The sequence below is a fragment of the Pseudonocardia terrae genome (genome assembly GCF_021343995.1).
Lineage (GTDB): Bacteria > Actinomycetota > Actinomycetes > Mycobacteriales > Pseudonocardiaceae > Pseudonocardia > Pseudonocardia terrae.
Map to the genome: position 1 here is coordinate 1 of NZ_JAJTTE010000003.1, position 25316 is coordinate 25316.

Below are 25316 nucleotides of genomic sequence, written 5' to 3' on the forward strand. Positions count from 1 at the left end.
GCCCAGCCGCATCGCCACGGCCACACCGGCGCCCACGAGCACCACGGCACCCACGATCCACGGCCAGACCGGCATGCCGCCGGACTCGGCCGGGGCCGACTGCGCGGCGGGGGCGGCGCTCGGTGCCGCGTCGGCCGGCTGGGTCGGCGCGGCGGGGTGGCCGGTGCCGGTCCCGGCCGTGGTCAGGGTGAAGCCGACCTTGCCGGAGACGGGGTGGCCGTCGTCGGAGAGCACCCGGTAGCCGATCTCGTAGCGACCGGCCGGGCCGAGCGGCCCGACCGTCGCGCTGACCGAGTCCCCCTGGGCCTGGACCTCGCCGTTGACGTAGTCCTCGCCGTTCGGGCCGACCACGGTGATCGTGTTGAAGCCCTGCTGCATGGTGTCGCTGAAGGTCAGCGTGACCTTCTGCGGGCCGGTGGCGAGGCTGGCGCCGTCGGCCGGATCGCTGCCCTCGAACTCCGCGTGCGCGAGGGCCGGGGTGGCGCCGAGCAGCAGGACGAGCCCGGCGAGCAGGCCGGCGGCGGCGAGGCGGGCCAGGCGGATCATTTCTCGCTCCCCACCGTGATGTCCTCGGTCCGCGGAGCCGGCTTCGGGGCGGGACGACGGCTGCGCAGCAGCGCCCCGCCGCCCAGGCCGAGCCCGAGCGCGCCGAGCAGCAGGCCGATGCCGCCGAGCCAGCGGGCGGTGGTGTCGGTCGTCGACGCGGCCGTCCCCTCGGTGCCTGCGGCCGCGGCGCCGTCGTGGCCGCCGTGCCCACCGGTGGTGGCGGCCGTCAGGGTGACGGTCGGGGCCGGGTGCTGCGGCTCCGCCCCGCCCGGGGTGGTCGGCTCGTTCCAGGCGACGACGCGGCCGTCGTCGTAGGTCTGGGTGGCGGGCAGGACCAGCTGGTCGGTGCCCGTCGGCAGCGGGCCGAGCGACAGCGGGAAGTCGACGAACTGGCCGGGCCCGATCCGGGTGCCCGGCTGGGCGGTCCAGGTGACCTTCAGGACCCCCTGGGTGACCTGCTGCCCGTCGACGTCGACGGGCGCCGGCAGCGCACCCTTGGTGACCTCGGCCGTCCAGCCCGCCTGCGGGGTCGTCCGGGCGGAGGTGATCGGGTGGTCGGTCGGGAAGGTGACCTCGAGCTTGGTGGTGCCGGCGGTGTCGGACTCGTTGGGCACGCGCATCGAGATCACGGCGTAGCCGCCCTGCTCGGCGGTGCTCGGCTGGGCGGTGACGTGCGCGAACGCCGGGACGGTCCCGGCGAGGAGGAGGCCGCCGGCGGCGGCGGTGACGGCCGCCGCGCGCAGCGCGGTGCGGCGGGTGCGGGTGAACACGGTCTGGGTCCTCTCGGCGCGCCGGGCCTCGGCGCGCGGGGTGCGGACCGGCCCTCGGGGGGCCGGCGGGTGCGATCAGGTGGCGGCGATCGGACCCGGTGCCGGCGGACCCCGGCGGAGGACGGCGCCGACGGCGGCGCGGCGGACGTGCCCGGCCACCCCGGCCGCGGGCACGGCGAGCGTGCGCAGCGGGGCGTCGGCGCGCAGGGGTGCGAGCCGGCGCGGCAGGACCCGGCGCAGCGCCCGGGCCAGCGCCGAGAGCAGCCGGTCGACGTCGCGCAGGAGCAGCCCGGAGAGCACCGTGGCGACGGCGTGACCCGCCAGCATCTGCGGGCCGGACGCGACGCCGGTGTGGTCGTGTCCGAGGAGCTCGAGCAGCTCGTGCAGCACGAACTGGCCACCGCCGAGCACCAGCAGGGTGCCGAGCGGACCGCGGACCCGCTCGGCGGTCGACGTGACGGCCAGCGCGAGGAGGGGGAGCAGCACGACGAGCAGCCCGAGGTCGCCCAGGGTGCCGCCACCCGCCAGGTGGCCGAGGGCGGTCAGCAGGGTGCTGAGCGAGGCCAGGACGACCCCGCGCAGGACCCGCGCAGGGGCCGGACCGGCCGGTGGGCCGGCCCGGAGCGGGCCAGGCCGGGACTGCATGGGCACAGACGGTAGCCGAGTCCCGGGCCGGCTCCGGGATGGGTCGGGTTACCGGCGGATCCCGAGGAGGTCGAGCAGCTGGTCCTCGATCCGGTCCAGCTCGCCCGCGACGGCGCGGAACGCCGTGCGGCGGCGGGCCGACGGCATCTGCTCGGCGGCCCGGACGGCCACGGCCAGGTCGGCGAGCCGGGGCCGCATCTCGCGCACGAAGGTGGTCGCGGCGGGGCCGGCGTCGGGTGTGTTCTCCAGCTCGGTGAGCGCCTCGCCCGCGCGGGAGAGGCGCGCGTGCAGCGCGCCGCCGCGCCCGGTGTAGCGCCCCAGCTGGTCCGCGGGCACGCCGAGCCGGCGGGCCCGGTAGGTGTCCCACTGGTCCCGGGCGACCGCGCCGGCGGCGATGGCGTAGGGCGCGAGCAGCGGCGCGACGGCCTTCCCGACGGCGATCAGCCGCTTGGTGTTCGCCGGCGTGAGGTCCTTGGGCGCGGCGGTGCCGGCCTCCTTGGACAGCTCCTTCTGCGCCTTCCCGGCCTCCTTGCGGGCCTTCTTGGCCGCCCGCCGCCCGGGCTTGTCCGCGGTGACGGCCTCGACGGCGGCCAGCGCGGTGCCGGCGGCCCGGCTCACGGTGTCGCCGGCCTGCTCGGCCGCCTTGCGGGCCCTGCGCTCGGCCTTGTCCGCCGTCTTCGCGGCCTTGTCCGCCGCCTTCGCGGCCTTCTTGTCGACCTTGGTGGCCTTCGCGGCGGCAGGCGACCCACCTCGTCGCAGTGCCATGTCTCCGGTGCCTCCCGCGTCGCGTACCCGTTTCCGGTGATCAGCGGCAGCCTAGAGGGCGCGGCGCGCCGTGGCCGACGCGGAGTTGTCGGTGTCGGTCTCTACCCTCGGGTGTGTGACGGCGACGATCAACGGTGCGGGCGGGCAGGCGGGCCCCGGTGGCCCGGTGCCCGGGCGCGGCGAGGGATCGGCGCCCCCTCCCGGCGGACCCCGCGTTCCCCTGCTCGATGCGGCGGCGACCACCCGGTGCCGGCGACGGGTGCACCTGGACCACGACCCGTCGGCGGCCACGGCGCCGCGGGCCCTGCCCGATCCGGCGCTGGAGCAGCGCCGGGCGGACGTGCGGGAGCACCGCGCCCGGATCGCGCAGGCGGTGGCCGGTGCGCAGCCCGCGGCGTGGCGGGCGGTGCCCGAGGGCCTGCCCGCCTCGGAGCGCGCCCGGCTGACCGGGGAGCTGGTCGCCGCGGGCGCCGGCGTGATCGGCGGGGCCGTGCTGCCGGTCGACCCGGCGGGCCGGCGCGGCTCGGCCGAGCTGCTGGTGCGGGTGCCCGGCGGCGGGTACGTGCCCGTGGTCGTCGTGCGGCACCGGATCACCGATCCCGGCGCCGGTGCGGCCACCACCCCGCTGACCGCGCCGTTCCCGCAGCTCGCGGTCGTGGACGAGGAGCGCAAGGTGCGCTCGCAGCCGCGGGACCTGCTGCGGCTCGCGCACCTCACGCGGATGCTGCGGACGGCGGGCTGGGCGCCGTCGGGCGAGGTGGACGGTGCGGACCGGGGCGGCGTCGTCGGCCTCGACGCCGACGTCGTGGTGTGGCACGACCTGCGGGCCGGGCACTGGCCGGGCGACCGCAGCACCCTCGAGGAGTACGACGAGCGCTTCGCCGACCGCGTGGCCGTCGCGCTCGCGGCGGCCACCGGGGCCGAGCCGCTGGCCGAGCCCTCGCGCGTGCTCGAGTGCCGGCGGTGCCCGTGGTGGCCGACCTGCGAGGCGCGGCTCACCGCGGAGCGGGACGTGAGCCTGGTGGTCCGCGGCGACACCGCGGTGGCGCTGCGCGAGATCGGGATCCGCACGGTCGACGAGCTGGCGGACCTGGATCCGAGGGCCGAGCCGCCCGTGCCGCTGCCCGGCACCCCGTACCCGGACGTCGTGGCGCTGGCCCGGGGCTGGCGGCGCGGCCTGGCCGTGGCCCGCCGCGTCGAGCGGGTGCCGGTGTACCGGGCGGACGTCGAGGTCGACGTCGACATGGAGAGCTTCGGCGAGTCCGGCGCCTACCTGTGGGGCGCGGCGCTGTCGTACCCGGGCGGTCGGCGCGAGGGCGACGAGCCGGAGGGCTACCGCGCGTTCGCCACATGGGAGCCGGTGCCGACGCCGGACGAGGGCCGCTCCTTCGCCGAGTTCTGGACCTGGCTCTCGGGCGTCCGGGCCACCGCCGAGCGGACCGGCCGCACGTTCGCCGCCTACTGCTACAACGAACAGGCGGAGAACCGCTGGCTGCTGTCCTCGGCCACGCGCTTCGCGGGCATGCCCGGCGTCCCGCCGGTCGAGGAGGTCCGCGAGTTCATCGCCGCGGAATGGTGGGTCGACCTGTTCGCCGTGGTCAACGAGTGGTTCCTGTGCGCTCAGGGCAAGGGCCTGAAGAAGGTCGCCCCCGTGGCCGGGTTCAGCTGGCGGGACCCGGAGGCCGGTGGGGAGAACTCGATGCGCTGGTACCGGGACGCCGTGGGCATGGACGGTGCCCCGCCGGACCCGGCGCAGCGCGAGCGGCTGCTCGGCTACAACACCGACGACGTGCTGGCCACCCAGGCGTTGCGGGAGTGGATGACCACCCGCGCGGTCGACGAGGTCCCGCTCGCCTCGGAGCTGTGACCGTGTCCGAAATCCGCCAGCGCGGGCCGGGAGGACCGGAGCATGCTGGGCGGGTGCAGCTGAGCTGGCGGATCGTCCCCGCGCCCGAACCGATCGGCGCGCTCACCGTCGGGGTGAGCGAGGTGGGCCTGTGCCTGGTCGGGTTCGGGGCCGTGCCGGAGCGGGCGGCGGCGGCCGCCGCGCGGTTGGGCGCCGAGCCCGTCGAGGATCGTGAAGGGACCGCCCAGGCGGCGGCGCAGCTCGCGGAGTACCTCGCCGGCGAACGTCAGGGGTTCGACCTGCCGCTGGACTGGCGGCTCACCCACCGCACCCAGCGCACCGTGCTCCAGGCGCTGTTCGCCCACGTCCCGTTCGGGGCGACCACCACCTACGCAGAGCTCGCCGCACTCAGCGGGGCCTACGAGGGCCACGGCTACACCGCGGCCCGCGGGGTCGGCTCGATCATGGGCTCGAACCCGATCCCGGTCGTCGTGCCCTGTCACCGGGTCATGGCCGCCGGTGGGCTCGGCGGGTTCGGCGGCGGCCGCGCGACCAAGGAGTGGCTGCTCGCGCACGAGGGCGTGCTGGCCCCGACCCTGTTCTGATCTTCCGGCCGCGACCCACATCCCCTGCGGGCCGGACGAGGAACGCCCTCGGCCACGCTTCCGTGCTGGAGAAGATCACCGTCCGGGACCGCCTGCCGCCGCATCCGGCGTTCAACGGTCGCAGGCGACGATCATGGACGCCCTGTCCCTTGTGGTGATCGCCGGTCCGGACCGGATGCGGCCGGTTCCGGCGCTCAGCGGTCCCAACCGGCGATCATGAACGCCCGTGGGGCTTGCCGCCCTGGTCGCGCAGCACCGTCGCGCGGCGATCGTCGGCGCCTCCGCGGGTCGGGCCGGCCCTCCGGTCGCCACCGGCGGCCGGCCGGTGCGAGGGTGGGAGCGTGGCACCCCGCACGTACGAGAAGCTCGGCCCCGCCGGCGCGGCCGCGAGCACCCACCATCTCGGCACCTCCACCGCCCTGACCGTGCTGGCCCGGGGCGGCAACGCCTTCGACGCGGCCGTCGCGGCCGGGTTCGTCCTGCAGGTCGTGGAGCCGCACCTGTGCGGCCCCGGCGGCGAGGTCCCGGTCGTGTTCACCACCGCCGCGGACCCGCGGCCGCGGGTGCTCTGCGGGCAGGGCGTCGCGCCCGCTGCGGCGACGATCGACCACTACCGCGCCGAGGGCTGCACCATCGTGCCGGGCACCGGGCTGCTGGCGGCCACCGTCCCCGGCGCCTGGGACGCCTGGCTGACGTTGCTGCGCGACCACGGGACCTGGGAGCTGGCCGACGTCCTGGCCCCCGCGCTCGGGTACGCCGCCGGCGGGTTCCCGCTGGTCCCGCGCATCCCGGACACGATCGCGACCGTGGCCGAGCACTTCCGCCGGCACTGGCCCGGCTCCGCCGAGCAGTGGCTGCCCGACGGCGGGATCCCCCGACGGTCCCACCGGCTGCCGGTGCTCGCGGCGACCTGGGAGCGGCTGCTCGGCGAGGCGCAGGGGCCGAGCCGGGAGGCGCGCATCGACGCGGCCCGGGCCGCCTGGTACCGCGGGTTCGTCGCCGAGGCCGTCGACCGCTTCTGCCGCACGCCGGTGCGCGACGAGACCGGGCACGACCACGCCGGCGTGCTCACCGCCGACGACCTGGCCGGCTGGTCGGCCACCTACGAGGACGCCCTGGTCGTCGACGCCGGGGCGGGCTGGCAGGTCGCGAAGTGCGGGCCGTGGTCGCAGGGCCCGGCCCTGGCGCAGACGCTGCGGCTGCTCGACGGCACCGAGCTGACGTACACGGACGGCGTCGCGACCGCCGACACCGTGCACACCGCCGCCGAGGCCGCGAAGCTCGCCTTCGCCGACCGCGAGGCCTGGTACGGCGACAGCGCCCCGGTGCCGATGGCCGACCTGCTGGCGGAGGACTACACCGCGGCCCGGCGCCGGCTGATCGGCGACCTGGCCTCGCGCGAGCTGCGCCCGGGCTCGCCCGGCGGCCGGGACCCACGGCTGGCCGCGCTGGCGACCGACCACGACCGGCCCATCGGCAAGGGCACCGAGGGCCCCGGCACCGGCGAGCCGACGGTGGCCCGGCTGGGCGGGGGCGCCGCGACCGGCGAGCCGGCCGCCGAACCGGCGCTGACCAGGCAGGGTGTGGCCCGCGGGGACACAGTGCACATCGACGTCGTCGACGCGGCCGGGAACATGGTCTCCGCGACGCCGTCGGGCGGCTGGCTGCAGTCCTCGCCGACGATCCCGGAGCTGGGGTTCTGCCTGGGCACGCGGGCGCAGATGTTCTGGCTGGAGGAAGGACTGCCCAGCTCGCTGGTGCCGGGCCGGCGCCCGCGCACGACGCTCTCGCCCGGCCTCGGCCTCCGCGACGGCGAGCCCCGCATCGCCTTCGGCACCCCCGGCGGCGACCAGCAGGACCAGTGGCAGCTGTGCTTCCTGCTCGCCCACACCCGGGCCGGGCTCGACCTGCAGGCGGCGATCGACGCCCCGGCCTGGCACACGACGTCGTTCCCGGCCTCGTTCGCACCGCGCGGGTGGGAGCCTGCGGGGCTGGTCGTCGAGTCCCGCCTCGGGCCGGAGACGGTCGACGAGCTCGCCCGCCGCGGCCACCGGGTCACCGACGCGGGCCCGTGGGCGCTGGGCCGGCTGTCCGCCGTCGGGCGGGGGGACGACGGCCTGCTCGCGGCCGCCGCCGACCGCCGCAGCGGCGTGGGCAGCGCCGCCGCCCTCTGAGCCCCTGAGACCGCGTTATGGCTCCATGACGCTCCCGACGGCCCCGTGGCAACGCGTTATGGCTCCATAACGCTCCCGAGAACCCCCGGAGAACGCGTTGTGGCTCCATGACGCACTGGGGAGGGCCTCGGAATGTGCGTCATGGAGCCATACGTCGTGAGAATCTCAGCCCAGGACGGCCTGGATGTCGATGTCGATCCGCAGCGTGCGCCCGATCGCCAGCACGCCGGCGAGGACGCTCTGGTTCCAGGAGATCGCGAAGTCGTCCCGGGAGATCTCGGTGGTGGCCGAGAAGGCCGCCCGGGTGCCGCCCCACAGGTCCGGGCCGGTGCCGCGGTACTGGACGTCGAGGGTGACCGGCGCGCTCACGCCCTTGAGTGTGAGCACCCCGTCGACCCGCCAGTGCCGGGTGTCGATCCGGACGAGCCCGTCGGACTTGTAGCTGATCTCCGGGTAGACGTCGATGTCGAGGAAGTCGGCGCTGCGCAGGTGCGCGTCGCGGTCGGCGTCGTCGGAGTCGACGCTGCCCGGGTCGATCGTGACCTCGACCGAGCTGTTCTCCAGCGGGTCGGCCACCTGGACGCGCCCGGCGAAGCCGCGCAGCCGCCCGTGGATCCGGCTCATGCCCAGGTGCAGGGCGGTGGCGCGGATGCTCGAGTGGTGCGGGTCGATCGTCCAGGTGCCGGGCATGGGCAGGACGTCCCCGCCCACCTTGGCCAGCTCCAGCACGCCCATCGTGGACCGCTCGCCGGCCACCTGGACCGTGCGCGCTGCGGGCTCGTGCCCGGCCGCCGCCGCGATCACCGTGTACGGGCCCTGGGAGAGCCCCTCGAGCACGAACCCGCCGTCCTCGCGGCTCGCCGCGCGGCCGCGCTGCACACCCGTCGCGTCGACGGCCGTCAGCGTGCCCCCGGTGACGGGCCAGCCGTCCGGGGTCATCAGCCTGCCGGTCACGTCGCTCATCGAATTCCCTCCGTCGTCCCGTTCTGCGTCGCCCCGGTCCCCACGGTGCCGTTGTGCGCGCCGTTCTGCGCGGTGCCGTTCGACACGGCACCGTTCCGGGTGGCGCCGTCGTGCGCGGGGGCCGGGAACTCGACGTCGGCCGTGGTCACCCCGCCGGAGCCCACCTGCACCACCGACGCCACCGGCGCGTAGCCGCTGGCCGTGAGCGTGTAGGTCCCGCCGGGCAGGTTCTCGAAGACGAACGAGCCGTCCGGGCCGGTCACGGTCGACGCGACCACGGTGCCCCGCCCGTCGATCAGGGTCGCGAGCGCCTCGCCGACCCCGCGGCCGTCGCTGGCGGCCACCACGGTGCCGACGAGCCGGGCCCGCCGGGGCAGTTCGACGTCGTGGTCGGTCACCATCCCGGTCCGCAGCTCGACCGCCGCGGCGACCGGCGCGAACGTCGTCCCGGTGACGGTCAGCGTGTACCGCCCCTCGGGGACGCCCTCGAGCCGGTAGCGGCCGCCGGCGTCGGGCTGGCCGGTCGCGGCGACGTCGCCCCGCGCGTCGATCAAGGTGATCGTCGCGTCGTCGACCGGCGTGCCCTCGCCGTCGCGGACGAGGCCGCGGACCGCGCAGGTGCCGGCGAGCGGGACGTCGTGCCGCACGGGCCGGTCGGCCACCGCCACCATCGCCGCGTACGGCTGGAAGGCGCCGGAGGTGGCGACGACGAGGTACGTGCCGCCGTTGGCCAGCGGGATGCGGTACCCGCCGTCCGGGCCGGTCACGGCGCGGCCCTCCTGGTGCCCGGCCGGGTCGGTGACGGTCACGACCGCTTCGGGCAGGCCGGTGCCGTCGGCGCGGTGCACGATGCCGTTGACCTCGGGACCGGGGCCGTACCCGGCGGGCGCACCCGCACCGGCCGGCGCGGGAGCCGGTTCGGCCGGCAGCGGCACGGGCTCCCCGGCGAGGTGGTGCCGGCCGCCGTCGGGGCCGGGCGCCTGGCCGGCGCCGTTGCGGGCGGCCACGGCCGCGCCGACGGTCCCGGGGTGGGCCGGGGCGTGCCCGTTGCCGGCGTGCCCGTTGTGCAGGGCCCGGAACTCCTCGATCGGCTCGACCGCCGCGGTCACGGTCGCGGGGGCGGGCGGGGTGCCGGCCTCCTCGGCCAGCCGGGCCTGGGCGCCGGACATGGTGCGCAACGGCAACTCCTTGATGAACAGCACGATCACGAACGCCAGCGCGATCACGCAGGCGGCGACCAGGTAGGTCAGCGTCATCGAGTCGGTGAACCCGACCAGGAACGGCCGGGCGAGCCGCGCGTCGATCTGCTGCAGGAACGCGGAGTCGTTCAGCACGCCGGAGGCGGCCGACAGGTCGCCGGACCGCGCGCCCTGGACGATCTGGTGGTTGGCCGGGTTCGCCACGACCGCGGGGTCGGCGAGGGCGGAGCGGAAGACCTGCCCGGCGGCGCCCTGGAAGGCGCCGGCGATCTTGTCGCCCACCGTCGAGAACATGATCGACAGGAAGATGGCGGTACCGAGTGTGCCGCCCATCTGCCGGAAGAAGGTCGCCGACGCCGTCGCCACACCCATGTCCCGCGCGGGGACGGCGTTCTGCACGGCCAGGACCAGGGTCTGCATGCAGCACCCGAGCCCGAGGCCGAACATCGCCATGTAGAGGTCGAACTCCCACAGCGCGATGTCGACGCTGAGCCGGAAGTGCAGGATCACCAGGGCGCCGGCCATGAGCGCCGTGCCGAGGACCGGGAAGATCTTGTACTTCCCGGTGCGCGCGGTGACCTGCCCGGACACCACGGAGGCGCACATGATCCCCGCGACCAGCGGCAGCATGAGGAAGCCCGACTCCGTGGGCGTGACCCCGTGCACGATCTGCAGGAACTGGGGGAACAGCGCGATGCCGCCGAACATCCCCATGCCGATCACGACACCGGCCAGGCTGGTCAGGGTGAACACCCCGTTGCGGAACAGCCGCAGCGGGAGCAGCGCGTCGTCGCCGTACAGGCGTTCGCAGAACACGAAGGCGAGCAGGCCGACCACGCCGATGACGTAGCAGACGATCGCCGAGGTGGAGCCCCAGCCCCACTCCCGGCCCTGCTCCGCGACGATCAGCAGCGGCACGAGGCCGATCGCCAGGGTGAGCGCCCCGGGCCAGTCGATGCGGTGCGGGCGCGGGGTGTGCGGGACGTTGAGGACCTTCGCCACGACCACCAGGGCGATGGCGCCGATCGGCACGTTGACCAGGAAGATCCAGCGCCAGCCGTCGATGCCGGCGATCGTGGCCTGGCCGGAGAGCACGCCGCCGATGACCGGGCCGAGCACGCTCGACGTGCCGAACACGGCGAGCATGTAGCCCTGGTACCGGGCCCGCTCCCGCGGCGGCACGATGTCGCCGAGGATCGTCAGGGCCAGCGCGAACAGGCCGCCGGCGCCGAGGCCCTGCACCGCGCGGAAGCCCGCGAGCATGTACATCGACGTCGAGAAGGTGCACAGCACCGAGCCGACGAGGAAGATCGAGATGGCGGTGAGGAACAGCGGCTTGCGGCCGAAGATGTCGGAGAGCTTGCCGTAGAGCGGCGTGCTGATCGTGCCGGTGATCAGGAACGCGGTCGTGGCCCAGGCCTGCTGGGAGAGCCCGCCCAGGTCGTCGGCGATGGTGCGGATGGCGGTCGAGACGACGGTCTGGTCGAGCGCGGCCAGGAACATGCCGAGCATGAGGCCGATCAGGATCGTCACGATCTGCTTGTGCGACAGCTCACCGCCCCGGTCGGTCGGGGCGGCCGGCCGCGCGGGCGCGGCGGCGGCGGGTGGGCTGGTCATCGGGGGTCCCCCTCGGTCGTGCGGTGGAGATCGGCGACGAAGCGGCCGAGCAGGTCGGCGAACTGGCCGCGGGACTCGGGGGTCCAGTCGGCCAGGGCGCTGAAGAGCTGGGCGGCCCGGCGCCGTCGTTCGGTGTCGAGGACCCGGTGGCCCTCGGTGGTCGCGGCGAGCAGGCTGGCGCGCCCGTCCTCGGGGTCGGCGCGGCGCTCGACGAGCCCGGACCGGACCAGGCCGGCGACCTGCCGGCTGATGGTCGACGGGTCCGCGCACATCGCCGCGGCGATCTCCCCGGAGCGCTGCGGGCCCTCGGTGGCCAGCCGCGCGAGCAGCGGGAACGACGCCGTCTCCAGCTCCGCGCCGCGGTAGGCCGGCCCGATCCGCTTGATCAGGCGCATGAGCATCACCAGCTCGTGCACCAGACGGTCCGCGACGTAGATGTCGTGGTCGTCGACGGTCCGGTCACCCCGGTCGGAGAGCGGGGGCGCGCCGTCGATGTCGGCCGTCATGCCTGCTCCTGATGGTCTCTTTACCTTGACTTTGCGTGTATCACGCAACGAGTTGCTGTACGCAAGCATGAACCTGCGCATGCCTCCGCGCAAAGCGATTACCCGCTCCGAGGCGGTGATCCCCACCACCCGTCGGGTTACGGTGCCTTCGTGGCGCGGCCGACGGTGGTGGAGAACGTCTTCGATCCCCGGGTGTTCGCCGGCGGCGTCCCGCACGAGGCGCTGCGCCGGCTGCGGGACGAGGCGCCGGTGTCCTGGCAGGAGGAGCACGAGGTCGGCATCTGGCCCGCCGGGCCGGGCTACTGGGCGGTGACCCGCTACGACGACGTCCGGCACGTGCTGCGCAGCCCGGCCGACTTCTCGTCGTCGCTCGGGGCCACGCAGATCCGCGACCCGGACCCGGCGGACCTGCCGTTCATCCGCCGGATGATCCTCAACATGGACCCGCCCGAGCAGGTCCGGCTGCGTACGCTCGTGACCGGCGCCTTCACCCGGCGCCGGCTGGAGCGGTTCGCCGCGACCGTCCGCGAGCGGGCGGCAACGCTGCTCGACGCGGTCGCGGGGCGGGGGAGCTGCGACCTGCCCGCCGACGTCACGGACGACTTCCCGCTGCAGAACCTCGCGGACCTGCTCGGCGTGCCCGCGGCGGACCGCGCGCAGCTGCTGCACTGGACGAACCGGGTGATCGGCTACCAGGACCCGGAGCACGCGCAGGTCGTGCTCGGTGCCGACGGCCGGCCCGTCAACCCGCGCTCGCCCGCCCAGCTCGCGGACATGTTCGGCTACGCCGAGGAGCTGGCCGCGGCCAAGCGCCGGCACCCGGCCGACGACGTGATGACCGCCCTGGTGCAGGCGGAGGTCGACGGCGAGCGGCTCACCGACGCCGAGCTGAAGATGTTCTTCTTCCTGCTGGTCGTCGCCGGTAACGACACCGTCCGCAGCGCACTACCGGGCGGGGTGCTGGCGCTCGTCGAGCACCCGGCGGAGTACGCCCGGCTGCGCGCGGATCCCGGCCTGCTGCCCTCGGCGATCGAGGAGATGCTGCGCTGGCACCCGCCGGTGCTGACCTTCCGCCGCACCGCCACCCGGGACCTGGAGCTCGGCGGGCAGGCGATCACGGCGGGGGACAAGGTCGTCGTCTACCACGTGTCCGCGCACTACGACGAGCGCCGCTTCCCCGACCCGCACCGCTTCGACATCGGCCGCACGCCCAACGACCACCTCGCCTTCGGGCAGGGTCCGCACCTGTGCCTGGGCGCCGCGTTCGCGCGGCTGCAGCTGCGGGAGTTCCTCGGCGAGCTCCTCACGCGGCTGCCGCAGGTGGAGCTCGCGGCCGAGCCGCGGCGGCTGACCTCGAACTTCATCAACGGCATCACCCGGCTGCCGCTGCGCTGGTGACCCCCGTCTAGTCTCCGCCGCAGCGATCACGGGAGGCGTGCCAGTGGGTCGGACGGGCCGGATCGGGAGTGCGGTCACGGGGTTCGCGTTCGTGCTGGCGCTCGCCGGGTGCGCCCAGCCCGGGCAGCTCGGCCGGCCGGCCCCGGCCACCACTGCGGCCCCGGGCGCGCCCGTGGCGCCCGCCGCCGCGGCCCCCGCGGGCCCGCAGACGGTCGGGCGCGGGGTCGTCGACGTCCCGCTGCGCTTCCGGACCCCCGCCGACGCCGCCTACACCGTGCGCACCCTCGACCTCGCCCCGGGCGAGGCGCTCGGCTGGGAGACCCACCCGGGCACCGAGCTGACCCTGCTCGACGCCGGCGAGGTCACGGTGCAGGAGGCCGACGCGTGCGCGCCGCGGGTGCTCGCGCCCGGCCAGGTCGCGGTCGTGGGCGAGGGGGTGGCGCACGTCGTGCGCAACACCGGCACCGGACCCGCCCGGCTCGTGGTCACCAGCTTCCTGGCCCAGCGCGTGCCCGAGGCGACCCCCGTGCCCTCGCCCTGCCCCGGCGAACCCGCCCCGGCCCCCGCCGGCCCGGCGAGCTGAGCCCGCGGCACGACCCGGTCGAACGGGGGCGTCCGGGCCCGTCGGTGTGGGACGATGGTCGCGTCGGGGACCCTTATGACCGGGCGGAGTGCATGGCGAGGAAGACCGTGACCGCCAACGACGGGCGGACGTGGGAGGTCAGCAGGCGCATCGACTGGTCGCCGCCCGCGGTCGGCGACGAGTTCGAGCACGACGTCGACGGTGGCCGCGGGGCCGTCGTGATGGTCGTCTGCGCGCTGATCGTGTTCGGCGTGGCCGTCGTGGCCTGGCCGCTGCTCTCCCAGTCCCAGGTGCACGTACCGGTGGCCTACTGGTTCGCCGCGATCGTGATCCTCGGCTTCTTCCCGGTCCGCTGGTGGCTGCGTCGCCCGTGGAAGATCGTCGCCGAGACGGACGGGCACTACGGCTCCGACGCCGGCCGCGAGCACTGGGTGGGCAAGGTCCGCGGGGTCAGCCGCGCCCAGGAGGAGATGCGCGTGGTGGTGCTCTCGCTGCGCCAGCGCGGCACCCCCGGCCACGCCGACAGCCCCCTGCAGCCGGTCAACTGATGCCCGAGCTCCCCGAGGTCGAGGCGCTCGCCCAGCACCTGCGCGACCACGCCCTGTACCGGCCGGTCGCGCGGGTGGACGTGGCCAGCATGAGCGTGCTCAAGACCTTCGACCCGCCGGTGTCGACCCTGGCCGGCCGGGTGGTCACGGGGGCGAGCCGGTTCGGGAAGTTCCTCTCGGTGGACGTCGAGGACCGGCGGGACGAGCCGGGCCTGCACCTGGTCACGCACCTGTCCCGGGCGGGTTGGCTGCGCTGGCACGAGCAGGCCACCGCCACCCCGCCCAAGCCCAGCGGGCGCGGCCCGCTGGCGCTGCGGGTGCACCTCGACACCGTCGGCGGGCCGGGCTTCGACCTCACCGAGGCGGGCACGCAGAAGCGGCTCGCGGTGTACCTGGTGCAGGACCCGCTAGAGGTCCCCGGCATCGCGAAGCTCGGGCCCGACGCGCTGGAGATCGACCGCGCCGGGTTCGGCGCGCTGCTCGCGGGGCGCACCGAGCGGATCAAGAACCTCCTCACCGACCAGAAGGTGCTGGCCGGGATCGGCAACGCCTACAGCGACGAGATCCTGCACACCGCCCGGCTGTCGCCCTACGCCGTGTCCGGGCGGCTCGACGAGGACAAGGTCGACGTCCTCCACGAGGCGATGCGCGGCGTCCTGAGCGACGCCGTGGACCGGTCCGTGGGGCAGCGCGCCGCGTCGCTGAAGGGGGAGAAGCGCTCCGGCCTGCGGGTCCACGCCCGGACCGGGCTGCCCTGCCCGGTGTGCGGGGACACCGTCCGGGAGGTGTCGTTCGCCGATCGGTCGTTCCAGTACTGTCCGACGTGCCAGACCGGCGGTAAACCCCTGGCCGACCGGCGGCTCTCCAGACTCGTGAGGTGACCACCGTGGCGGACGTGCTGTCGTCGCCGCTGGTGCTCGTCCTCGCGGCGGTCATCGTGGCGCTCGTCGTGGTCATCGTGGTGCTCCTGGTGCGCCGCGCCCGTCGGCACACCTTCGCGAGCCCGCTCGAGCGGGCCACCTTCTCCACGCTGCACACCGTGGCGCTCGCCGCGCCCGCGCTGCGGGACGGACTCAACCCCAACTCCGCCGCGTACGCGCTGCCCTACCTGCGCACCCTGCTCGACACCTGCGCGCTCACCATGACCGACGCCCGGGGCGAGGTCCTGGCGTGGGACGGCGACGCCGACCAGCACAAGCCCGACGTCGTGAGCCTCGCCGACCAGGTGATCTCCACCGGCCGTCAGCAGGTGCTCTCGCACTCGTCGATCGCCTGCCAGTACCCGAGCTGCGACGTCCGCGGCATCGTCGTGGTGCCGCTGGAGAGCGACGGCGCGATCATCGGGACCCTGGCCGCGCTCACCACCCTGACCGCGGGCCCGGTGCTGCTGCGGGCCACCGCCGAGGTCGCGCGCTACGTCTCCAGCCAGCTCGAGCTCGCCGAGCTCGACGAGTCGCGCGCCCGGCTCAACCGGGCCGAGGTGCGGGCGCTGCGGGCGCAGATCTCGCCGCACTTCGTCTACAACGCGCTCACCACGATCGCGAGCTTCATCCGGACGGACCCGGTGCGGGCCCGCGACCTGTTGATCGAGTTCGCCGACTTCACCCGGTACTCGTTCCGCACCGCCGGCGAGTACACGACGCTGTCGGACGAGCTCACCAACATCGAGCGCTACATCGCGCTGGAGAAGGCGCGCTTCGGCAACCGGCTCAACATCAAGCTGCAGATCGCGCCCGAGGTGCTCAACGTCGTGCTGCCGTTCCTCGCGCTGCAGCCGCTGGTGGAGAACGCGGTACGGCACGGGCTGGCCAGCAAGCCCAACGGCGGCACCATCACCATCACCGCCGAGAACGCCGGCGCGGAGTGCGTGATCATCGTGGAGGACGACGGCGTGGGCATGGACCCCGCCCGCCTCACCGAGGACCTCGACGACGCCCACCTCTCCGGCGCGCACGTCGGCCTCGGCAACGTCGACGACCGGATGCGCTCGGCGTTCGGCGACGACTTCGGGCTGGTCGTGGACACCGCCGTCGGCGCCGGCATGAAGATCACGTTGCGGGTGCCGAAGTTCCGCGCGGGCATCCGGGTCTGACGGCGCGGGCCCCGGGCCGCGGGGCCGGACGCGCGGGCCAGCGACGATCACCGCTGCGGCGGGTCCGGATCGGTAGCGTGTGCACATGGACGCCCTCCGCCTGCCCGACCGCCTGACCTCGCGCCTTCCCGGACGGCTCGGGGAGAAGGGCGACGCGCCGGTGGTCCCGCTCGTCCGGCTGCACGGCGTGATCTCGCCGCACCCCGGGCCGGTGCCCCGCGCGGTGATCAACGCGGCCTCGACGGACAAGGTGCTGGAGCGGGCGTTCGGCACCGAGCGGATCGTGGCCGTCGGGCTGCTGGTGAACTCGCCCGGCGGCTCGCCCACCCAGTCCGCCCTGGTCGCGGACCGGATCCGCGGGCTCGCGGACGAGCACGACGTGCCGGTGCTGGCGTTCTGCGAGGACGTCGCGGCCTCCGGCGGGTACTGGCTGGCCTGTGCGGCCGACGAGATCTACGCCCACCCGACCTCCATCGTCGGCTCGATCGGCGTGATCAGCTCCGGGTTCGGGCTGGAGGGCTTCATCCAGCGCTTCGGCATCGAGCGCCGGCTGCACACCGCCGGCAAGTCGAAGTCGCGGCTCGACCCGTTCCTCCCGGAGAAGGACGAGGACGTCGCGTGGCTGCGGGGCCTGCAGGACGAGCTGCACGGCCTGTTCCGCGAGTGGGTCACCGAGCGCCGCGGCGACAAGCTGACCGGCGGCGACGAGCTCTTCACCGGCGAGGTGTGGACCGGGGCACGGGCCGTGGAGCTGGGCCTGGTCGACGGCCTCGGCACGGCGCGGTCCGTGCTCACGGAGCGCTTCCCGGAGGCGAAGCTGGCCCCGGTCGAGGGACGCAAGGCACTGCTCGCCCGGCTGGGCCTGACCGCCCCCGCCGCGGCCCGCTTCGGGGGCCTCGACGCAGGCGGTCCGGCGGACGCCGCGCTGGGGCTGGTCCAGGCGGCCGACATCAGGGCGACATGGGCGCGCTACGGTCTGTAGCCTCGCCGGCGGTGGGCGAGCCCGAGAGAACCCCCGGTCCTCACCCGTTCGACCAGTAGCCGATCGGTCGCAGATTGGTGAGATGCCCTGGCATCCCGCACCGATCACCGTCACCATGGTCGGCAGGGCCGGGGGCCGCCCACCGACGAGGTGCGCGCCCGGTCGCGCACCGGGAACGCAGGATGAGGAGATCGTGGACAGCACCGACAGCTCCGGAGGTCTGGTCGTCCTCGCAGTGGACGACGAACAGCCGGCTCTCGAAGAACTGGCGTTCCTGCTGAACGAGGACCCGCGGGTCGGCGAGGTGCTCAAGGCCTCGGACGCCACCGAGGCCCTCCGTATCCTCAACGCCCGCAGTTCCCGGGAGAGCGTGCACGCCGCCAACGCCGCCCGCGCCGCGGGGGCCCCGCACCCGGCCGCCGGCACGCGCGTGGCGGAGAAGACGGACGTCGACGTCGTCTTCCTCGACATCCGCATGCCTGGGCTCGACGGGCTGGAGCTGGCCCGGGTCTTCTCCTCGATGGCCCAGCCGCCGGAGGTCGTGTTCGTCACGGCACACGACGACCGTGCGGTCGACGCCTACGAGGTCGGCGCCAAGGACTACCTGCTCAAGCCGCTTCGCGAGGAGCGGCTCGCCGCCGCGCTGGACCGGATCATCGCGAACCGGGCCACCGCTGCACCGGTCGATCCGGTTCCGCAGGAGCGGGACGAGGACGAGGTCATCCCCGTCGAGCTCGCGGGCACCACCAAGCTGGTGCCGCGCTCGGCCGTCCGGTACGTCGAGGCCCAGGGCGACTACGCCCGGCTGCACACCACCGAGGGCAGCCACCTGGTCCGCATCCCCCTCTCCGTGCTGGAGGACCGCTGGCGCGACGCCGGGTTCGTGCGCATCCACCGCTCGTTCCTGGTGGCGCTGCCGCTGGTCACCGAGCTGCGGCTGTCCGGGTCGGGCTACGTCGTGCGGGTCGGCTCCGGCCCGGACACCGCGGAGCTGCCCGTCTCGCGCCGGCACACCCGTGAGCTGAAGGACCGCCTGGTCCGCGCGACGAAGCAGGCGTGGAGCCAGAGGTGAGCACCTCTGTCGACGGCTCTCCGCCGTCGATGAGCCCCGACCCGGGAGACGACGGGTCCGACAGGCGCCGGCGCACGGCCCCGGCCGGCCCCGAGGACTCCGGGGCACTGTGGGTGCAGGAGGAGATGCGCCGACGGATGGGCGCCAACGCCCGCTCCGGCCGCGGCCGGCACGCGCGGGACGAGGCGGACACCGAGCAGTTCGGCGTGAGCGAGCTGCGGGCGCGGGTCTCCCGCGGCGTCGCCGGGCCGACCGACTACACGAACTACCCCGACTACGAGGACGAGGACGAGGACGGGGACGACGGCCCCTTCGGCGGCCCCGAGGTCGAGCAGTTCGAACGCGTCCTGGGCCCGGCCAGCGTGCCGCTGCGGATGCCGCCCCCCGAGGCCTACGACGACGGACGCGGTGACCCGTGGCGAGACGGGCACGGCGGACCCGGTCCCGGGCCGGACCCGCAGGGGCCGCCGGCGGGCCCCGGCGGGATGCGGCAGAGCGGCGCCCCCGGCAGCCCGTTGGCGCGGGCGGGCCGGCCCGCGCTCGCGCCGGACTCCCTCGGCGCGCGCCCCCCCGCCCCCCGGCCCTCCGCGGGGGGCGAGCACCCCCAGGCGTTCACCGGCGAGTTCACCCCGGAGCCTCCCTCCCGCGCGGTCCCCCCGCGCCCGGACCCCGACGCCGAACGCACGGACGTCGGCGTCGTCCCGCCGATCCCCGCCGAGGACCCCGGGCACCCCGGACCGCCGTTCGAGCAGGCCCCGGTGTTGGAGGACATGCCCTACGCGGCGGCCGCCGCCCCCACGGACGCCACGCCGGCCGTCGACCCCGCGAGCAGGATCCCGCTCTCCGCCCGCACCGCCGGCGCCCCCGCGCCCGCCGTGGCCCCCGCCGCACCGACCGGCGAGCCGGCCCCGGGCCGACCCGTCGGTGCCCGGTTCCGGCCGGTCGAGGAGGAGCAGCCCGAGGGCGTCCCGCGCCGCGTCCGCGTGGTGCTGTCCGAGCGCAAGGGCGTGGCCCGCACCGTCCGCACGGTGGTCGACGTCCAGGAGGGCACCGCCGTCGGCGAGCTGTTGCGGGCGAACCTCATCGGCGACCAGCTCGCGGTCGCGCTGCGCATCGGCGGGGTCGCGGTGCTGGTGCTCGGCCTGCTGCCCGTGCTGTTCGCCTTCTACCCCGAGCTGGGCCGGGTCTCGGTGCTGGGGCTGCGGCTGCCCTGGCTGCTGCTCGGGGTGCTCGTCTACCCGTTCCTGCTGGCCCTGGGCTGGTGGCACACCCGGGCCGCCGAGCGGGTCGAGCAGAACTTCGCCGACCACGTGCAGGACTGACACCCTCCCGCCCCCCGCCCGTTCCCCCAGAGAGCTCCCCGGTTGCCCACCCCGTCCGTCATCGCGCTGGTCGCCATCGCCCTCGTCGGCGTGGCGTCCGTCGTCATCGGCTCGCTCGGCGTGCGCGTCGCCCGCAGCACCTCGGACTTCCTCGTCGCCTCCCGCACCGTCGGCGCCGTCCCCAACGCCGCGGCGATCTCCGGCGAGTACCTGTCCGCCGCCACCTTCCTCGGGATCGCCGGCCTGGTGCTGCGCCAGGGTGCGACCGCGCTCTGGTACCCGATCGCCTTCTGCGCGGGCTACCTGGCACTGCTGTTGTTCGTGGCCGCCCCGCTGCGCCGCTCCGGCGCCTACACGATCCCGGACTTCGCCGAGGCCCGGCTGCACTCGCCCTGGCTGCGCCGGCTGTGCACCGCGCTGGTGCTGCTGATCGGCTGGCTCTACCTGCTCCCGCAGCTGCAGGGTGCCGGCCTCTCGCTCACCACGCTGACCTCGCTGCCGACGTGGGTCGGCGTGCTCGGTGCGGGCGTGCTGGTGGTGCTGTGCGTGGTGGCCGGCGGCATGCGCTCGATCACCTTCGTGCAGGCCTTCCAGTACTGGCTCAAGCTGACCGCGCTCACCGTGCCGGCGCTCGTCGCGCTCGCCCTGTTCATGGGGGGCGACCGCGGCCTGGACCGGCCGACCGCGCCGGAGTTCCCCGAGGCGACCACGATCGACGTCCGCACCCCGGTGAACCTCGAGGTCGTCGCGTCCACCCCGCTCGAGGCCCGCGGCGAGGTCGACGGCACGACCGTCGACGGCCCGCTGGTCTGGCAGCCGGGCCCGCACACCGTCGAGGCCGGGACCGAGCTGCGGTTCGCCGCCGGCACCGGCGTCCCCGTCCCGGCCGGGTCGCCCGCGACGGACCGCGAGTGGCTGGAGCCGCGATCGGGGCCGATCGACCTCCTCGAGATCTACTCGATCCTGGTCGCCGGCATCGCGGGCACGATGGGCCTGCCGCACGTGCTGGTCCGCTTCTACACCAACCCCGACGGCCGGGCGGCCCGCCGCACCACCGTCGTCGTCCTGGCGATGATCGGCGGGGTGTTCGTGCTGGTCACACTGATGGGTCTGCTGGCGCGGGCGTTCACCCCGCAGCTGCTGGTCGACGGCCGTACGGACGGCGCCGTCCTGCTCGTCCCGACCGCCGCGCTGGGCGACGGCTGGGCGGGCTGGCTGCTGGGCGGGCTGGTGTCGGCCGGGGCCGCGGCGGCCTTCCTCTCGACGTCGTCGGGCCTGGTCGTGAGCCTGGCGGGCGTACTGTTCACCGATGTGCTGAGGGGCAGGCTGCGGGACTTCCGGCTCGCCGCGTTGCTCTCCGCGATCATCCCGGTGGCGACCGCCCTCCTCGTCACGCGGCTGGACCTGGCGGTCACGGTGCCGCTCGTCTTCGCGGTCTCCGCCGCCACGTTCTGCCCGCTGCTCGTGCTCGGCGTGTGGTGGCGCGGGCTCACCCCGGCCGGGGCCACGGCCGGCCTGCTCGTGGGCGGGGTGCTGTCCGCCGTCGGCGTCGGGTTCGCGCTGGCCGGGACGGTGCCGGAGGGGGCCGTGGGCGTGCTGCTGCTGCGGCCCGCCGCGGTGGCCGTGCCGCTCGCGTTCCTCACGATGGTCGTGGTCAGCCGGGCGACCCGGCGGGCCGTGCCGGTCGACGCCGCGCGCACGCTCCTGCAGCTGCACGCGCCCGAACGCCTCGGCCTCACCCGCGACCGGGTGCTCCGGGAACCGTCGTGAGCGCGACGGCCGTCGCTGCGCTCACCGCGATCCTGCTGGTCGCGGTGGCCTCGACGGCCATCGGCATGATCGGGCACCGGGCCCGCCGGACGTCGGACTTCCTGGTCGCCTCGCGCACGGTCAAGCCGGCCGTGAACGCCGGGGCCATCTCCGGCGAGTACCTGTCCGCGGCGTCGTTCCTCGGCGTCGCGGGCCTGGTGCTCCGCGACGGCGTGGATGCGCTCTGGTACCCGGTCGGCTACACCGCGGGCTATCTCTCGCTGCTGCTGTTCGTGGCCGCCCCCCTGCGCCGCTCGGGGGCCTACACGGTGCCGGACTTCGCCGAGCTGCGGCTGCACTCGGCGTCGCTGCGCCGGATCTGCAGTGTGTTCGTGCTGGTCATCGGCTGGCTCTACCTGCTGCCGCAGCTGCAGGGCGCGGGGCTCACCGTCGAGGTCGTCACCGGCCTGCCGCAGTGGATCGGCACCATGTCCGCCGGGGTGATCGTGGTGCTGACCGTCGTGTTCGGCGGCATGCGCTCGGTGACCTTCGTGCAGGCCTTCCAGTACTGGCTGAAGCTCACCGCCCTGGCCGTGCCCGCGGTGGTCGCGCTGATGTTCTTCCTCAACAGCGGGCACCACTTCGACCGGCCGGAGGCGCCGGACTTCCGTCAGCGGACCACCGTCACCGTCGACACGGACGTTCAGCTCGACACCGGCGCGCCCACCCGGGTGCAGATCGGCCCGGCGGGCGGGGTCGTCGACGGCGCCGCGGTGCCGCCGGGCACCGAGCTGACCTGGCGGACGGGCACCCGGCACGAGGTGGACGCCGGGTCGGAGCTGGTGTTCCCCGCCGGCTCGCCGGTCCCGACGACGGCCGGCCGCCCGGCCACGGACGCCCGCTGGCTCACCCCGCTGGCCGGCGACGGGCCCTACCAGCTGCTCGCCATCTACTCGCTGATCGTGGCGACCTTCCTCGGCACGATGGGGCTGCCGCACGTCCTGGGCCGCTTCTACACCAACCCCGACGGCCGTGCGGCCCGGCGCAGCGCCGTGATCGTGCTGGGCCTGCTCGGCGGGTTCTACCTGCTGGTCACGCTCATCGGCGCGCTCTCGCGCTTCTACACCCCGCAGCTGCTGGTGGCCGGGCCCACGGACGCCGCGGTGCTGCTGCTGCCCGAGGCGGTCCTGGGCAGCGGGCTCGCCGGGGCGATCCTCGGCGGCGTGGTCGCGGCCGGGGCGTGGGCGGCGTTCCTCTCCACGGCGTCGGGGCTGCTGGTCAGCCTGGCCGGGGTGCTGTCCACGGACGTGCTGCGCAACCGCGCGGTGGCCGCCGACCGCCGGATGGTCGGGCTGCGCATCTCCACGGTCCTGGCCGGTGCGGCACCGCTGGCGATCACCCTCGGGGTGGCCCGGCTGGACTTCGCCGAGACGGTCGCGCTGGCGTTCGCGGTGGCCGCGTCGACCTTCTGCCCCCTGCTCGTGCTGGGCATCTGGTGGCGGGGCCTCACCGCGCGGGGCGCGATCTGGGGGCTGCTCGCCGGCGGACTGCTCTCGGCGGGTGCGGTCTCGGTGAGCCTGGCCGGGGTCGGCGGCAGCGGCTGGCTCGGCGTGCTGCTCTACCGCCCGGCGATCGTCACCGTGCCCCTGGCGTTCCTCGTGATGATCGTGGTCAGCCTGGCCACGCGGAAGCACCGGCCGGCCAACACGGACGCCCTGCTGCTGCGGCTGCACGCGCCCGAGCGGCTCGGACTGTTCCGCGAGTCCGTCGAGGGCGGGCGCCGACCCTCCGCCTGACGCGTTCACGCCCCGTCATCGGGATGACACGGACGGTTTCGTCCCGGAACCGTCTCGATCGGCGTTCCGAGTCGTTCGCCCTGTAGTGGCACCGGCGCCGGAGGAGGGCGCCGGGCACGCACGGAAGGACAACTCATGAGCACCACCGGTGAGCGAAGCGCCGGGGGCACGATCTACCAGCGGGTCCAGGCGAGCCCCGAGTTCGGGGACCTGCGGCGCCGGCTGCGCCGGTTCGTCTTCCCGATGAGCGCGCTCTTCCTGGTCTGGTACCTGGTCTACGTCCTGCTGGCCTCGTACGCGCCCGACTTCATGGCGACCAGGCTGTCCGGCAACTTCACGGTGGGCCTGCTGATCGGGCTGCTGCAGTTCGTGTCGACGTTCCTGATCACGACGCTGTACGTGCGGTTCGCGGACCGGACGCTGGACCCGGCCGCCGAGCGCATCCGCCGCGAGATCGAGGGGGAGGCGTGACCGTGCAGCTCGCCCAGACCCAGGGCACGGTCGGCAGCGTCGGCCTCAACATCGGCATCTTCGCGGCGTTCGTGCTGCTCACGCTGGTGGTGGTGTACCGCGCCAGCCGCAGCAACCGCACGGCCTCGGACTACTACGCCGCCGGCCGCTCCTTCAGCGGCTCGCAGAACGGCATCGCGATCTCCGGCGACTACCTGTCGGCGGCGTCGTTCCTCGGCATCGCGGGGGCCATCGCGGTCTACGGCTACGACGGCTTCCTCTACTCGATCGGCTTCCTCGTCGCGTGGCTGGTGGCGCTGCTGCTGGTCGCGGAGCTGCTGCGCAACACCGGCAAGTTCACCATGGGCGACGTCCTGAGCTTCCGGATGCGCCAGCGCCCGGTCCGCGCCGCGGCGGCCACGTCGACGCTGGTCGTGTCGTTCTTCTACCTGATCGCGCAGATGGCCGGGGCGGGCGGGCTGATCGCGCTCCTGCTGCAGATCCCGAACTCGAACACGCTCGGGCAGAGCATCGTGATCGCCGTCGTCGGCCTCGTGATGATCGCGTACGTGCTGGTCGGCGGCATGAAGGGCACCACCTGGGTGCAGATCATCAAGGCCGCGCTCCTGGTGGTGGGCGCGTTCGTGATGACCTTCTGGGTGCTCGGCAAGTACGGTCTGAACTTCTCGGCCCTGCTCGGCGGGGCCGTGGAGAAGTCGTCGAAGGGCGAGGCGCTGCTGGCGCCCGGCCTGCAGTACAAGAACAAGATCGACTTCATCTCGCTCGGCATCGCGCTGGTGCTCGGCACCGCCGGCCTGCCGCACATCCTGATGCGCTTCTACACCGTCCCCACGGCCAAGGAGGCCCGCAAGTCCGTGGTGTGGGCGATCTGGCTGATCGGCATCTTCTACCTGTTCACGCTGGTCCTGGGCTACGGCGCCGCCGCGCTCGTCGGGCCGGACGTGATCACCAAGGCGCCGGGCGGGGTCAACTCGGCCGCGCCGCTGCTGGCCTTCCAGCTCGGCGGCGAGGTCCTGCTCGGGCTGATCTCCGCCATCGCCTTCGCCACGATCCTCGCCGTCGTCGCCGGGCTGACGATCACGGCGTCGGCGTCCTTCGCCCACGACGTGTACGCCAACGTCATCAAGAAGGGGGAGACCACGCCGGGCGCCGAGGTGCGCGTCGCCCGGCGCACGGCGCTGCTCATCGGCATCGTGGCGATCGCCGGCGGCATCCTGGCCAACGGCCAGAACGTCGCCTTCCTCGTGGCGCTGGCCTTCGCCGTGGCGGCGTCGGCGAACCTGCCGACGATCCTCTACTCGCTGTTCTGGCGGCGGTTCAACACCATGGGTGCGCTCTGGAGCATCTACGGCGGGCTCGCCGTCTGCCTGGTGCTCATCGTGTTCTCCCCGGCCGTGTCCGGCAGCGAGACCTCGATGATCAAGGGCGTGGACTTCGCGTGGTTCCCGCTGTCCAACCCGGGCATCGTGTCCATCCCGGTGTCGTTCCTGCTCGGGGTGATCGGCACGTTCGTGGGCCGGCGCGAGCGGTTCGACTCGGAGAAGTACGCCGAGATGGAAGTCCGCTCGCTGACCGGCGCCGGGTCGGAGAAGGCCGCCGTCGACGCCTGACGCATCCCCTCACGGACGGCACCCCCGGCTCCAGGGGTGCCGTCGGTGTCTCCCCCG

22 protein-coding genes are annotated in these 25316 nt (G+C 74.8%); 15 read left to right on the forward strand and 7 right to left on the reverse strand.

The genetic code is table 11. The annotated features are described in order from the left end of the window. From LWC33_RS02400 to LWC33_RS02415, 4 genes are all read right to left on the reverse strand, one after another. The coding region (locus LWC33_RS02400; RefSeq protein ID WP_233302488.1) for a copper resistance CopC family protein at positions 1–546 on the reverse strand (546 nt) is incomplete at its 3' end. Continuing rightward, positions 543–1316, reverse strand: coding sequence for a YcnI family copper-binding membrane protein (locus LWC33_RS02405; RefSeq protein WP_233302489.1), 774 nt, complete (start codon positions 1314–1316; stop codon positions 543–545). The genes LWC33_RS02400 and LWC33_RS02405, both read right to left, overlap by 4 nt. A gap of 75 nt (positions 1317–1391) precedes the next feature. Further along, positions 1392–1961 carry a hypothetical protein gene (locus LWC33_RS02410; RefSeq protein WP_233302491.1) on the reverse strand — a complete coding sequence of 190 codons (570 nt, stop codon included), beginning with the start codon at positions 1959–1961 and terminating at the stop codon, positions 1392–1394. A 48-nt stretch (positions 1962–2009) separates the two neighbouring features. Continuing rightward, entirely contained in the window at positions 2010–2726 is a 717-nt protein-coding gene (locus LWC33_RS02415; RefSeq protein WP_233302492.1) for a DUF6474 family protein, read from the reverse strand. A 166-nt stretch (positions 2727–2892) separates the two neighbouring features. On the opposite strand from LWC33_RS02415, the gene LWC33_RS02420 reads away from it, so the two are divergent. The 3 genes from LWC33_RS02420 to LWC33_RS02430 all read left to right on the forward strand — a co-directional run bounded on the left by LWC33_RS02420 (position 2893) and on the right by LWC33_RS02430 (position 7351). Beyond that, entirely contained in the window at positions 2893–4593 is a 1701-nt protein-coding gene (locus tag LWC33_RS02420; RefSeq protein WP_233302721.1) for a TM0106 family RecB-like putative nuclease, read from the forward strand. A 53-nt stretch (positions 4594–4646) separates the two neighbouring features. After that, on the forward strand, positions 4647–5177 hold the full coding sequence (locus LWC33_RS02425; RefSeq protein ID WP_233302493.1) for a methylated-DNA--[protein]-cysteine S-methyltransferase: 531 nt from the start codon (positions 4647–4649) through the stop codon (positions 5175–5177). A 341-nt stretch (positions 5178–5518) separates the two neighbouring features. Continuing rightward, complete coding sequence (locus tag LWC33_RS02430; protein ID WP_233302494.1) at positions 5519–7351, forward strand: gamma-glutamyltransferase family protein; 1833 nt, start codon at positions 5519–5521, stop codon at positions 7349–7351. Between the two features lie 165 nt (positions 7352–7516). On the opposite strand, the gene LWC33_RS02435 is transcribed toward LWC33_RS02430, so the two are convergent. The 3 genes from LWC33_RS02435 to LWC33_RS02445 are packed head-to-tail and all read right to left on the reverse strand — an operon-like array spanning position 7517 to position 11636. Continuing rightward, positions 7517–8314: a YceI family protein gene (locus LWC33_RS02435; protein ID WP_233302495.1), complete on the reverse strand. Its 798-nt coding sequence runs from the start codon at positions 8312–8314 to the stop codon at positions 7517–7519. Then, positions 8311–11130, reverse strand: a complete 2820-nt coding sequence (locus LWC33_RS02440; RefSeq protein ID WP_233302497.1) for an MFS transporter — start codon at positions 11128–11130, stop codon at positions 8311–8313. Before LWC33_RS02440 ends, LWC33_RS02435 begins: the two co-directional genes overlap by 4 nt. Next, entirely contained in the window at positions 11127–11636 is a 510-nt protein-coding gene (locus tag LWC33_RS02445) for a MarR family winged helix-turn-helix transcriptional regulator (protein WP_233302498.1), read from the reverse strand. Before LWC33_RS02445 ends, LWC33_RS02440 begins: the two co-directional genes overlap by 4 nt. Positions 11637–11786: 150 nt before the next feature. Between LWC33_RS02445 and LWC33_RS02450 the strand changes: the two genes are divergently transcribed. From LWC33_RS02450 to LWC33_RS02505, 12 genes are all read left to right on the forward strand, one after another. Then, the gene (locus LWC33_RS02450; protein WP_233302499.1) at positions 11787–13034 is read left to right on the forward strand and encodes a cytochrome P450; all 1248 of its coding nucleotides are present in this window, start codon (positions 11787–11789) and stop codon (positions 13032–13034) included. A 37-nt stretch (positions 13035–13071) separates the two neighbouring features. Further along, positions 13072–13617, forward strand: coding sequence for a cupin domain-containing protein (locus LWC33_RS35735; RefSeq protein ID WP_233302501.1), 546 nt, complete (start codon positions 13072–13074; stop codon positions 13615–13617). Between the two features lie 92 nt (positions 13618–13709). Beyond that, positions 13710–14165 (forward strand): hypothetical protein, encoded by a 456-nt coding sequence (locus LWC33_RS02460; RefSeq protein ID WP_233302503.1) that lies wholly within the window; start codon positions 13710–13712, stop codon positions 14163–14165. Continuing rightward, complete coding sequence (locus tag LWC33_RS02465; RefSeq protein ID WP_233302504.1) at positions 14165–15046, forward strand: Fpg/Nei family DNA glycosylase; 882 nt, start codon at positions 14165–14167, stop codon at positions 15044–15046. The genes LWC33_RS02460 and LWC33_RS02465 overlap by 1 nt, the downstream gene beginning before the upstream one ends. A 5-nt stretch (positions 15047–15051) precedes the next feature. Further along, positions 15052–16257, forward strand: a complete 1206-nt coding sequence (locus tag LWC33_RS02470) for a sensor histidine kinase (RefSeq protein WP_233302722.1) — start codon at positions 15052–15054, stop codon at positions 16255–16257. 85 nt (positions 16258–16342) lie between these two features. After that, positions 16343–17239, forward strand: coding sequence for a S49 family peptidase (locus LWC33_RS02475; RefSeq protein ID WP_233302506.1), 897 nt, complete (start codon positions 16343–16345; stop codon positions 17237–17239). A 193-nt stretch (positions 17240–17432) separates the two neighbouring features. Further along, the gene (locus LWC33_RS02480) at positions 17433–18311 is read left to right on the forward strand and encodes a LytR/AlgR family response regulator transcription factor (RefSeq protein ID WP_233302507.1); all 879 of its coding nucleotides are present in this window, start codon (positions 17433–17435) and stop codon (positions 18309–18311) included. Beyond that, positions 18308–19633, forward strand: coding sequence for a hypothetical protein (locus LWC33_RS02485; RefSeq protein ID WP_233302508.1), 1326 nt, complete (start codon positions 18308–18310; stop codon positions 19631–19633). Before LWC33_RS02480 ends, LWC33_RS02485 begins: the two co-directional genes overlap by 4 nt. 42 nt (positions 19634–19675) lie before the next feature. Then, complete coding sequence (locus LWC33_RS02490; RefSeq protein ID WP_233302509.1) at positions 19676–21403, forward strand: sodium/solute symporter; 1728 nt, start codon at positions 19676–19678, stop codon at positions 21401–21403. After that, positions 21400–23178: a sodium/solute symporter gene (locus LWC33_RS02495; RefSeq protein WP_233302510.1), complete on the forward strand. Its 1779-nt coding sequence runs from the start codon at positions 21400–21402 to the stop codon at positions 23176–23178. The genes LWC33_RS02490 and LWC33_RS02495 overlap by 4 nt, the downstream gene beginning before the upstream one ends. A gap of 135 nt (positions 23179–23313) precedes the next feature. Then, complete coding sequence (locus LWC33_RS02500) at positions 23314–23649, forward strand: DUF485 domain-containing protein (RefSeq protein WP_233302511.1); 336 nt, start codon at positions 23314–23316, stop codon at positions 23647–23649. Next, positions 23646–25259, forward strand: coding sequence for a monocarboxylic acid transporter (locus LWC33_RS02505; protein WP_233302513.1), 1614 nt, complete (start codon positions 23646–23648; stop codon positions 25257–25259). Before LWC33_RS02500 ends, LWC33_RS02505 begins: the two co-directional genes overlap by 4 nt. The last annotated feature ends 57 nt before the right edge of the window (positions 25260–25316 follow it).